This window comes from Actinoplanes sp. GCM10030250 (genome assembly GCF_042666575.1).
Lineage (GTDB): Bacteria > Actinomycetota > Actinomycetes > Mycobacteriales > Micromonosporaceae > Actinoplanes.
In genome coordinates this window covers 134,351-145,696 of sequence record NZ_JBHTDO010000016.1, presented here as the reverse complement: position 1 = coordinate 145,696, position 11,346 = coordinate 134,351, and the positions used below count along the sequence as shown (strand labels likewise).

The 11,346-nt window shown below is 72.6% G+C and carries 9 protein-coding genes; 6 read left to right on the top strand and 3 right to left on the bottom strand.

Annotation, left to right across the window (positions count from 1 at the left end; translation table 11 throughout):
• Window positions 1-46 precede the first annotated feature (46 nt).
• Genes ACFQV6_RS21555 through ACFQV6_RS21545 form a run of 3 tightly spaced genes read right to left on the bottom strand, consistent with a single transcriptional unit; the run spans window position 47 to window position 3,260 of the window.
• Window positions 47-808, bottom strand: a complete 762-nt coding sequence (locus ACFQV6_RS21555) for an ABC transporter permease (RefSeq protein WP_378029330.1) — start codon at window positions 806-808, stop codon at window positions 47-49.
• Window positions 808-2,352 (bottom strand): ABC transporter permease subunit, encoded by a 1,545-nt coding sequence (locus ACFQV6_RS21550; protein WP_378029329.1) that lies wholly within the window; start codon window positions 2,350-2,352, stop codon window positions 808-810. Before ACFQV6_RS21550 ends, ACFQV6_RS21555 begins: the two co-directional genes overlap by 1 nt.
• Entirely contained in the window at window positions 2,349-3,260 is a 912-nt protein-coding gene (locus ACFQV6_RS21545; RefSeq protein WP_378029328.1) for an ATP-binding cassette domain-containing protein, read from the bottom strand. The genes ACFQV6_RS21550 and ACFQV6_RS21545 overlap by 4 nt, the downstream gene beginning before the upstream one ends.
• A 116-nt stretch (window positions 3,261-3,376) precedes the next feature.
• On the opposite strand from ACFQV6_RS21545, the gene ACFQV6_RS21540 reads away from it, so the two are divergent.
• From ACFQV6_RS21540 to ACFQV6_RS21515, 6 genes are all read left to right on the top strand, one after another.
• On the top strand, window positions 3,377-3,979 hold the full coding sequence (locus ACFQV6_RS21540) for a helix-turn-helix domain-containing protein (RefSeq protein WP_378029327.1): 603 nt from the start codon (window positions 3,377-3,379) through the stop codon (window positions 3,977-3,979).
• Complete coding sequence (locus ACFQV6_RS21535; protein ID WP_378029326.1) at window positions 3,979-5,250, top strand: MFS transporter; 1,272 nt, start codon at window positions 3,979-3,981, stop codon at window positions 5,248-5,250. The genes ACFQV6_RS21540 and ACFQV6_RS21535 overlap by 1 nt, the downstream gene beginning before the upstream one ends.
• 18 nt (window positions 5,251-5,268) lie before the next feature.
• Window positions 5,269-5,493 (top strand): hypothetical protein, encoded by a 225-nt coding sequence (locus ACFQV6_RS21530; RefSeq protein ID WP_378029325.1) that lies wholly within the window; start codon window positions 5,269-5,271, stop codon window positions 5,491-5,493.
• 107 nt (window positions 5,494-5,600) lie between these two features.
• Complete coding sequence (locus ACFQV6_RS21525) at window positions 5,601-7,214, top strand: replication-associated recombination protein A (protein ID WP_378029324.1); 1,614 nt, start codon at window positions 5,601-5,603, stop codon at window positions 7,212-7,214.
• Between the two features lie 1,253 nt (window positions 7,215-8,467).
• Window positions 8,468-10,813: a hypothetical protein gene (locus tag ACFQV6_RS21520; RefSeq protein WP_378029323.1), complete on the top strand. Its 2,346-nt coding sequence runs from the start codon at window positions 8,468-8,470 to the stop codon at window positions 10,811-10,813.
• A gap of 80 nt (window positions 10,814-10,893) precedes the next feature.
• Window positions 10,894-11,343 carry a DUF948 domain-containing protein gene (locus ACFQV6_RS21515; protein ID WP_378029322.1) on the top strand — a complete coding sequence of 150 codons (450 nt, stop codon included), beginning with the start codon at window positions 10,894-10,896 and terminating at the stop codon, window positions 11,341-11,343.
• The last annotated feature ends 3 nt before the right edge of the window (window positions 11,344-11,346 follow it).

Here is an 11,346-nt window from a genome sequence, read left to right as displayed (position 1 = left end):
ACCCCGGCCGCGGAACAGGTGCGACGGGCGACAGACGAACCCCAGCTCAGGCGTCGCGTTGATGTAGCAGAACACCGGCCAGGACAAGGGCGCCCGCTGCCCACAACACCAGCACACCCAACCCGTGCCACGGCTGCACCGGCAAACCCGCCAGATCCCCCGTCTTCTGGATCGCCAGCCCCGCATCCATCGGCCCGATCTGCTGCAGGCGGCGTTCCCACTTAGGATCCGGAGCCGCCGCCGCCATAATCGGCACCACGTAGATCAGCCCGAGAACCGTGCCGATCGCCCCCGCCGGACTACGCAGCAACGTTCCGGCCCCGAGGCCGAGCAGCCCGATCAGCACCAGGTACAGAACCGACCCGCCCACCGCACGCGCCACCTCACCGTCGGCGAGGGACGGGGCCGCATATCCACGCCCGGGCAGCACGAGCCGGCCGCCGAGCAGCGAACCGAGCACCGCGACAGCCGCCGTGACCGTGAGCACGACAGTGAGCACCCCGGCCTTGGCGGCGAGCACACCCGACCGGTTCGGCACAGCGGCGAACGTGAGCCGGATGAGCCCGGTCCGGTATTCGTCGCTGATCATGAGGACGGCGACGATCGCGATGACGGCCTGCCCGAGCCGGACGCCGGTGAGCATCGCCGCGACACCGCATTCCGGCTCGGGACACGTCTCGGTGGCCACCGCGAGGACCGCCACCGCCACCGTCGTCGCTGCCGCGACAATCAGGAGCAACAGAGTTCCGGGTACGGTCCACAGCTTGGTCCATTCCGCACGCACCACCGCCATCCGCGGACCGGGCATCACGCGTCCCGCCGGCGCAGCACCACGACCGCCGCGGCCAGGGCGACGACCGTCCAGCCGGCCAGGACCGCCAGTCCTCCCCACGGCGGCAGCGGGAAGTAACCGGCCTCGGCCGTGTAGAGGTTGTCCACCTGCGGATATGCCGGGGTGCTCTGTTGCAGGGCGAAGGCGGCGGCCGGCGTCACCCGCAGCACCCACTCGGCCGCCGCGCCGGACAGCGCGCTCAGCGACAGCAGGTAGGGGAGGACGATCAGCGCGATCCCGGTGGTGACCGCGGTGAGACTGCGGCGCACCAGCGTGCCGAGGGCCATCGCGAGCACCGCGGAACAGGCGAGCAGGGCGGCGGTCCCGGCGATGACCCGCGCTTCGGTCTCGGCCGGGGCGGGATGAAGGTAGACGCCGCGGTACACCATCATCCGGCCGCCGAGTTCGACGACCAGGAGCGACGCGATCAGGCCGGCGACGAAGGTGCTGCCACCGAGCACCACGGTCTTCGCGGCGAGCACGCGGCCGCGCCGTGGTGCCGCGGCCAGGGTGGTCCGGATCATCCCTCGCCGGTACTCCGCGGTGACGAAGACGGCGCCGAGGACCACCACCGCGAGGAGTGCGGCGAACGTGCCCACCAGGGTCTGCGTGATGGTGACGCCGAGTCCGGCGAGCCCCGCGGTGGCCGGTGCGATGTCGCCCGAGCCGGTCACCCGGTAGACCGGGCCGGTGAGCTGGGGATCGTCGACGGGTTCGGTGACGACCCCGCCGATGCGGGTGCCGGTCCAGGTCTGCGCCGGCCAGTCGCCCTGCCGGTCCAGGTTGTCGAACTCGCCGGTGGCCCGGCTGGGGCCGCCGAACGCGGAGCTGCCGAGCAGGCTGTCGGTGACCTTGTTGTACTGCGGCGAGGTCGCGAACATGCCGGCCTGCACGGTGGCCGGGAGACCGTCGAGCCGCACTTCCGCGACGGTGGTCCAAGCGCGTCCGTCGGGCGATTCCTGACCGGTGATGCGGTCGCCGGCGCGGGTCAGGCGCAGCCAGCGAGGCGCGGTGCCGGCCGAGCCGGCCTTGTCGTGGGTGAAGTCGTGCTGCATCCGTACGCCGTGAGCGCCGGTCACCATGATCGCCGCGTACGCCGTACCCTCCTCGGTGCCGTTCTTGATCATCAGCCCGGTCTTGGCCCACGGAGCGAGACCAGGCGTCCCAGCCGACGGACTTCCGGCCCGTTGCGGCCCCTTGCCCTCCGCCTGCTTCTCCTCGGCGCCGGGCTCAGCCGGCAGCATCCCGCTCATCCCGGCGACCCGCACGGTGATGCTGCCGTCGCCGTTCAGCGGCTGGTGCACGAAAGAGAAGGAGTCGGTGACCTCCCGGCCGTCCGGGCCGGTCGGCAGCACACAGCTCGTCTTGCCGCACGAGCCCTGGACGCCGGTCAGCGTGCCGAGCGCGATCATCGCCGCCATGCCGCCGAGCAGGGCCACGACCCAGCCTCGGACGGTACGCAATTTGGTCCACTCGGCCCGCAACAGCCGGGCGAACTCACGGAGAGCTGCCGGGTTCATCGAAGCTCCTCCGCCCGGTACTCGACCTCGTCCCGGGTGAGCTCGAGGTACGCCTCCTCCAGCGTGGTCCGCCGGGTGGCCACCTCCGAGAACCTGACGCCGCCCCGGTTGAGCAGCGTGACCACAACCTCGGCGGGCAGCCCGGTGACAGCGAGGATCCCGGCCCCGCCAGCAGTCACGCCGCCCCCGGCCCCCGCGAGCGCCGGCCCGGCCTGCGGATCCACGGTGCGTACGGTGACCAGCCCACCAGCCGTGTCGGCCAGCAACGTCGCGACGCTGGTGTCGGCGACCACCCGGCCTCTGCCGATCACCACCACGTGGTCGGCGACGTCCTCCAGCTCGCCCATCAGATGGCTGGACAGCAGCACCGCCCGCCCCTCGGCGGCCAGGGTCCGCAGGAAGCCGCGCACCCAGATGATCCCCTCGGGATCCATGCCGTTGAACGGCTCGTCGAGCATCAGCACCGGCGGGTCGCCGAGCATGGCGGCGGCGATGCCGAGCCGCTGGCGCATGCCGAGCGAGAACCCACCGGCCCGCCGGCGGGCGGCGGTGGCCAGGCCCGCCTGCTCCAGGACGGTGTCCACCCGGCCGGCCGGAAGGCCCTGTGAGTGGGCCAGCCAGAGCAGGTGGTTGCGGGCTGTCCGGCCGGGCTGCAGCGCTCCGGCGTCCAGCAGCGAACCGACCTGGCAGAGCGGCCGGCTGAGGCTCCGGTACGGCCGGCCGCCCACCAGCGCGGTGCCCGAGTCGGCGTGGTCGAGGCCGAGAATCACCCGCATGGTGGTGGACTTCCCCGCGCCGTTGGGGCCGACGAAGCCGGTGACCTGGCCGGGCTCGACGGCGAAGGACATGCCGTCGAGGGCGACGGCCGGGCCGTAGCGCTTGCGCAAATTCTCCACGGTGACGTTCATGCCGAACGGTCTACGCGGCGGGCGATAACAGGGGCGTGTCGCCGGTTGTCATCCCGCTGTCATCCCAGTATGCACAAATACTTTGCATAAAATCTGTGCATATGTATTGTGGATCCATGGCGGACGATCTGAACCAGGTGCATCTCACGAGCCGGCAGATCCAGGTGCTGGCCCATCCGCTGCGGATCCGGCTGCTGGGGCGGCTCCGCGGCGACGGCCCGGCCACCGCCACCCACCTGGCCGCCGTGCTCAGCACCAACACTGGTGCCACCAGCTATCACCTGCGCCAGCTCGCCGACGCCGGCCTCGTCATTGAGGAGGAGCGGCCCGGCAGCGGGCGGCAGCGCTGGTGGCGGGCCGCGCACGAGATGTCCAGCTGGCGGCGCAGCTACTACCTGGACGACCCCGACGCGACCGCCGCGGCCGAGTGGCTGGAGACGTTCCAGGCCGGCCGGTTCGTCGAGCTGGCCGAGGAGTGGCGCCGTGGTGTGGCCGCCGAACCACCCGAGTGGCGTGACGCGGGCGAGCTCTCCGACTATCTGCTCCACCTGGACGCCGAGCAGGTCCGCGCCCTGATGGAGGAGATCGAGGAGGTGGTCGTGCGGCACGACCGCGCGGCCCAGGCGGACCCCCGGCCGGGCCTGCGGCCGGTCTCGCTCTACCTGGCGGCACTACCGAGAAGCCCGAAACCGGAGGACCCGAGCCCGGAGGAGAAATGATGACGACCCGCTCCCGCTACCTGCTCCTGCTCGGGCTGCGCTGGCTCCCGGTCGGCCTGATGATCCCGGTGATCGTGCTGCTCCCGCTGGAGCGTGGCCTCAGCATCGCCCAGGTCGGCGCGGTCGCCGCCATCCAGGGCTTCACCGTTCTCTTCCTCGAGCTGCCCACCGGTGGCCTCTCCGACGCGGTCGGCAGGCGGCCCGTGCTGCTTATCGCCGGCGTGGTCAACCTGGCCGCAATCGTGCTCTGGACCGTCGCCGACTCGGTGCCGATGTTCGCGCTCGTCTACCTGCTCCAGGGCGTCTACCGGGCACTCGACAGCGGACCGCTGGAAGCCTGGTATGTCGACAGCGCCCTGGCGGAGGATCCGGAAGCCGACATCGAGGCCGGCCTGAGCCACAGCGGGGTGGTCCTCGGGCTGGCCATCGCCGGGGGCGCTCTGCTCTCCGGTGGACTGGTCTGGCTGGGACCGCTCGGATGGGGACCGCTCGGATCGGTGAGTGCGCTGACCGTACCGGTGCTGGTTGCCCTGGTCCTGAGCCTGCTGGGCACGGTGGCGCTGGCGCTGCTGATGAGTGAGGATCGCCCGGCTCGCGGTCTTGCGGGTCTCGCGGCGTCGGTCCGCGGTGTGCCGGCGGCGATCGGCGGCGCCCTCATGCTGGTCCGCCGCTCGCGGGTGGTGTTCGCGCTGATCCTCGTCGAGCTGTTCTGGAGCTTCGGCATGGTGACGTTCGAGAAGTTGATGCCGGTGCGGCTCAGCGAGGTGATGGGCGATCCCGGCGCGGCGGCGGCACTGCTCGGCCCGGTGAACTCGGTGGCGTGGCTGGCCTCCGCGGCGGGCGCGGCGCTCGTGCCGCTGCTGGCCCGGCGGCTCGGACCGGCCTGGACCAGTGTCGCGCTGAAGATCGTCCAGGCGCTGACCATCGTCGCGATGGGGCTGCTCGGCGGGCCGGCCGGGGTGATCGCCGGGTTCCTGCTCTGTTACGCGATGCACGGCGCGGCCAACCCGGTGCACGCCGGTCTGCTGCACCGGCAGGCGGAGGGTGCGTATCGAGCGAGCCTGATCTCGCTGAACTCGATGGTCGGACAGCCCGGGTTCGCGATCGGGGCGATCGTGCTGACCGCCGTCGCCGGGCAGGCCGGCACGCCGGCGGCGATCGTCACCGGTGCGGTGGTACTCGGTCTAGCGGCACCGCTCTATCTGCTGCGGCCCAAAAAGGAGTTTCGAGAGCAGTCCCCATCGGGTATCAGCGGGTCACTGGCTCTCTGACTCCCCCCGGAGGAAACAATGCTCGCCATAGCTGCCGCCATCGTCTTCGGTGTCTGGCTCCTCGCCGACCTCCTCGACACCCAGTTCGGCGCACCGGACCTGTTCAACTTCCCGACGATGGCCTCCCTCGGCCTGCTGCTGCTCTCCCTCTACCTGGCCGGCATCGGCAGCGGCCCGCGTGGCACCGGCTCCGGCTCCGGCTCGGGCCGCCGGTTCTACGGCCGCCGCCCCGGCCGCGGCTGACGCTCCGTAACGGCCCGCCCCACACAGGGGCGGGCCGCGGGAGCGCTTCCATCCCTCGGGCCCCGGCGTTTCGGATCACCACCGCAAGGCCGGTACTGTCGATTGCGATGGAAACGGACGGGCTCTTCTCTCTCGCGTCACCGGGCACACCGCCGGCGGCTCCGGCGGCTGCCGGTGTCCCCGGTTTCGCTGCGCCCCCGGCCGACGCGCCCCTGCCCGTCCGGATGCGTCCCGCGACCATCGACGAGCTCGTCGGCCAGCAGCACCTGCTCGCGCCGGGAGCGCCGCTGCGCCAGCTCGTCACCGGTTCGAGTCCGATGTCGGTCATCCTCTGGGGGCCGCCGGGCACCGGTAAGACCACCATCGCGCACCTCGTGGCGAACGCCACCGACCGTAAGTTCATCGCGATGTCCGCGCTGACCGCCGGCGTGAAGGACGTCCGGGCGGTGATCGAAACCGCCCGCCGCGAGCGCCGTTACGGCGGTCCGCCCACCGTTCTCTTCATCGACGAGGTTCACCGCTTCAGCAAGACTCAGCAGGACTCTCTGCTGGCGGCGGTCGAGGACCGGACGGTCACCCTCCTCGCGGCGACCACCGAGAACCCGTACTTCTCGGTCATCTCCCCGCTGCTCTCCCGCTGCGTGCTGCTCACCCTCCAGGCCCTCGACGAGAGCGACGTCCGCGGCCTGATCCGCCGCGCGATCACCGACGAGCGCGGTCTGGGCGGTGCGATCACCCTCACCACCGAAGCAGAAGATCATTTTGTACGCCTCGCGTCAGGCGACGTCCGGAAAGCCCTGACCGCCCTCGAGGCCGCCGCGAGCTCCGCCATGGCGCAGGACGTCAAGGAGATCGACCTCGCCACCGCCGAGCGCGCCGTCGACGTGGCGGCCGTCCGCTACGACCGGGACGGCGACGCCCACTACGACGTGATCAGCGCGTTCATCAAGAGCATGCGCGGCAGCGACCCCGACGCGGCCCTGCACTACCTGGCCCGGATGCTCGTCGCCGGCGAGGACCCGCGGTTCATCGCCCGCCGCATCGTCATCTTCGCCAGCGAGGACGTCGGCATGGCCGACCCGCAGGCGCTGCTCGTCGCGATCGCCGCCGCCGAGGCGGTGCAGCTCATCGGCCTGCCCGAGGCCCAGCTCAACCTGGCACAGGCCGTCGTGCACATGGCCACCGCGCCGAAATCGAACAGCGTCACCACAGCGCTCGGCGAAGCCCTGGCGGACGTGAAGGCCGGCCGCGGCGCCTCGGTACCGCAGCACCTGCGCGACGCCCACTATCCGGGCGCGCGTGGCCTGGGTCACGGTCGCGGCTACCGATACCCGCACGACGATCCGCGCGGCGTCGTCCGCCAGCAGTACGCACCGGACGATCTCGTCGGCACGGACTATTATCGGCCGACCGACCACGGCGCCGAACGCGCGGTGGGCGAACGGGTGCCCCGGCTGCGCCGGATCGTGCGGGGCTCGGGTGCCTCCGGCCCGGCACCCGTAACCCCGGGTGCGACCAGGTCGGTAACCGCTTCGGCGGGCACACCGGACCACGCGGCGGGTGGTGCTCGCGCCGAGGATGCGTCACAGTCTTCGGCGGACTCTGCAACCGAAGTGATCGCTGAAGGTCCGGGAGCCGTAACTGAAGGTGTGGCGGCCGTCGACAGTGACCTGAAGCGGGAAGACGACAACGGCGAGAGCGCCGGGAAGGAACAGCCGTGAAAGCGCGGGGTGCCGATCGGCCCGACGACGACTCCGGTAAGAAGGGGCGTCGCTTCGGGCGTGGCCGTCCCGAGCAGCCGGTTGTCCCGGAGGAGATCCCGCGCGAGGAGACCGGCTGGCTGGACGACCTCCGTACGGCCAAGGAGGATCGGTCCGCGATCGGACCGGGTTCGCCGGGCGAGGGGCGTGCCAGCAAGTCCGGGCGGATGGCGCCGGGGCCGGATGATGATCCGGACGCGGATGAGCCGCTGCCCGGTGATTTCGGGGCTTTCGAGGGTGCTGGGCCGGTGGCGCCGGTCTCTCCCGGTGCGCGATCGGGGCCGATTCCGGCTGGTCCGCAGGGTGGCCCTCCTGGTCCTCCTCGTCCGCAGGCTGGTCCGGCTGGTCCGCAAGCTGCTCCGCCTGGTCCTCAGGGTGGTCCGCCCGGTCGGCGGCAGTCTGGGCCTGGGCAGATGCCGCGGCAGATGCCGCCCGGGCCTGTGCCGTCCGGCCCGATGCCGCCTGGTCAGATGCCGCCCGGGCAGCTTCCGCCCGGTGTGCGGCGCGGTGGTCCGCCGCCGCAGGGTGCGCGCCCGGCCGGGCCGGTGGAGCCCGGTCAGAACCGGCGGCAGATGGATGCCGATCCGGGGTCGGGGCCGGTCTTCGGTGGGCCGAACCAGGCGGGCATGCCGCCCGCCGGTGCTTCGCCCGTTCCGCTCTCCGGTAACGCTCCCGAGGTACCCGGAGCGCACCAGGTGCAGCCGCCGCCCCGTGGCGCGGCGCCCGGTGTGCGGCCCACCTCGCCCGCTGTCCGGCCGATCTCGCCCGCTGGCCGGCCGACTCCACCTGCTGTCCGGCCCACCTCGCCTGCTGTCCGGCCCACCTCGCCTGCTGTCCGGCCCACCTCGCCCGCGGGGCGGCCCGCTGCGCCGGGGGTACGACCCGTCTCGCCCGGTGTGCGGCCGACCTCCCCGGCGGGCGGTCCGCCCCCCAGGGACCGGTTCCGTCCGGCTGAGCCCACGTCGCCCGGCCGGCCCGGTTTCGATCAGGTTCAGCAGTCCGGGCCGATCCCGCGGATGCAGCCGCCCGGGTACGACGATGTGAACCAGTCCGGCCCCATCCCCGGCTACGAGCAGTCGGGTCCGATTCCGGGCTACGAGCAGGGACGTCCGTCGGGTCCGATCCCGGGCTACGAGCAGGGGCGTCAATCCGGGCGCCAGTCCGGTCCGATTCCCGGCTATGAGCAGGGGCATCAGTCGGGTGTTATTCCGCCGATGCCCGGCTCCGCGGACGACCGCCAGGGACGTGGGCGTGGCCGCCGGTCCCATGCGGACGAGGCCGACGAGCCCACCGGCCGGCACGGGCGTGCGGGAAGCGCCGCTCCCGGCAGCGACACCGGCCACCGCGCCGGACACGCCGCGCCGCCCGCCGGCGGACATGCCGCGCCGCCCGTGGGGGGACACGCCGCGCCGCCCGCCGGCGGACATGCCGCGCCGCCCGTGGGGGGACACGCCGCGCCACCCGTGGGGGAGCGCACCGGCCGGCACGGCGGGGGTGACGGCTTCCGGGCCGGTACCGACAGCGGATCGCACAGTTTCGTCCGCCCCGGCGACGAGACCGGCTCGCACGGCCTGGTGCGCCCGGGCTCGGAGACTGGCGCACACGGTGTGGTCCGGCCGGGGAACGAGACCCGGGGCCGGCGCCGGGCTGCCGAGCCTCCTCAGGGCCCGGACGCCGACGGCGGCCCGAACAGAGGCGGATCCCCGAACCAGGGCGGATCCCCGAATCAGCAGCAGGGCGGACCGGGTGTGCCCGGCCCGCGGCGGATCGGTCCCGGCGACGGGCGGCCGGTGCGTGCCTCGGCCGCGGTGATCCCACCGGTCGTTCCCGGGCGTGAGGGTGCGCGCACCCCGGCAGTTCCGGGACGAGCCGGTGCGATGGCGGACAGCACCTCCGGCGTGATCCAGCGGCCGGTTCCCGGCCGCGGTACCCGTGGTGGTGCTCCCCCGCAGGGCGGCGACCGTGGTGCTGCCGGTGTGGCGGTACCCGGACAGCCCGGACCCGGCCGTCGTGGACCGCGCCCGGACGCCGGTGACCCCTATGGGGAGGACGGCCCGGACAGCTACGAGGTGACCGGACGACCCGCCGGCCCCGGCGGTGAGCAGGACATGGGTCCCGGCCGCGGCAAGGGTCGTCCCGGCGCGCCGGGACGAGGCCCCGCAGGCCCGAAGAACGGTCCGGCACCGATGGGCCCCGCCGCAATGGGCCCGTCAGCAGCAGGCCCCGCAGGGATGGGCCCGTCAGCAGGCCCGGCCGCAGCCATGGGCGCGGCCCCCAAGATGCCGCCGGGCGGAGCAAGAAACCCCGGCACAGGCCCGATCGACCGCGGCGGCCGAGGACCCAACGCCCGTGGCGGCGCATCCGTGCCCGGCCAGGGCGGACCCGGCCAGGGCGGACCCGGCCAGGGCGGACCCGGCACCGGTCCGATCGCTTCAGCCCGTGCCGGTGCTGCTGTCCCCGGCCGCGCGACGGTCACCCCCGACGGCGGTCCCTCACAGGCCATCAACACCCTCGACAGCCCGCAGGCAGCCGCCGGACCCGGCCGCGCCTCGGTCGCACCCGCACCGGCGGACGCCACAGCTCCGGGCCGCGCCGCGATCGGCGCCGCAACGCCGGGCCGCCCACCGGCCGCACCCCCCGGACGAGCGACCGCAACCTCAGCGCGAGCAACCGCAGCACCAGGACGGGCGACGGCAGCGCCAGGACGGGCAACCGCGGCGCCGGGACGAGCGGGGATGGGTGCCACGGCGCCGGGTCGCGTATCGGTCGCCCCCGTGTCGCCGGCGGGTGGCCCGGCGGACGGACGAGGTGCTTCGGTCGTACCCCCGCAGTTTGAAGAGAAGGAGGCAGAGGCCGGCGCCGGCGCTGACGAGCGTGAGGGCGGTCTGCTCGGTGCCGGTGCGGAGTTGCGCCGTAAGTTGCGCACCCAGCGGCAGCTGCGCCTGGTCTCGATGTTGTCGCTGGCCGTGCTGGTGCTGCTGGTCCTGCCCGCGTTCTTCGGGATCCGCGCGCTGAGCAACGACCCGGTCTTCGCCTCGCTGGACTCGCTGGAGGTGCCGTCCTGGGCCTCCACCAAGGTCGAGGATCAGGGCAGCAACAGCCGTCTGTGCATCCTGGAGTGCCGGTTCCGGGAGCGGATCGCCGAGTCGGACAAACCGTTCCAGGAGACGGCGGCGGTCTATTCGCGGGCGCTCACCGACGCGGGCTGGAAGCAGTGGAAGGTCGCCGACTGCCCGGAGACGACGATCAAGCAGGAGGAAGGCTCCTACAGCTGCTGGCGGCGCGACGAGTTCACTCTGGACCTCTACGTCGGACTGCCCGCCTGTCAGGTGGACCAGACGCTGGCCGAGACGGTGCCGGAGGCGGGCAGCGAGGAGGCGACCGCCGGTGAGGCCGCTCCTCAGGAGTGCACCGGATCGATGATCAACATCAAGGTGCAGAACACGATCGCCGACCAGCGGGGTAAGACGGACAAGGCGCCCGGCCCGGTCGGCGTGACGCCGGACACGGTGCTGCCGGAGGACGATCCGCTCTTGAGCCCGACACCCCAGGCGTCGTGACGCGCGCGGTGGTCACGGACGGTAGGGTCTGCTAGTTATCCCACCCGTACCTGTGACCACCCGAATAGGAGACGCGCTACATGGAAGCCGGAGAAATCGCAGGTCTGATCGCGGCTGGCGCCTTCCTGATGCTCGTTCTCGTGCTCGCCGTGCCGATCCTCAAGCTGGGGCGCACGGTGGACGCCGCCACCCGGGCGATCAACGACGTGGTGGACCGCACCGGGCCGTTGCTGACCAACGTGAACACCACGGTGGAGAACGTGAACACCGCCCTCGGGCAGGTTCAGGTCTCTTTGGACGGCGTCAACGTGCAGCTCGCCAAGGTCGACACGATGACCGAGCACGCCCAGAACGTCTCGGCGAACATCGCCAACCTCGTCACCGTCGTCTCCGCGGCCGCCGCCAACCCACTGGTCAAGGTGGCCTCGTTCGGGTACGGCCTGCGCAAGGCGTCCGCCGCCCGCCGCCACGCCGAGGACGAGCGCGAGGTTCGTGCCGCCATCAAGCAGCGCCGTAAGGCCGGTCGCTGAAGA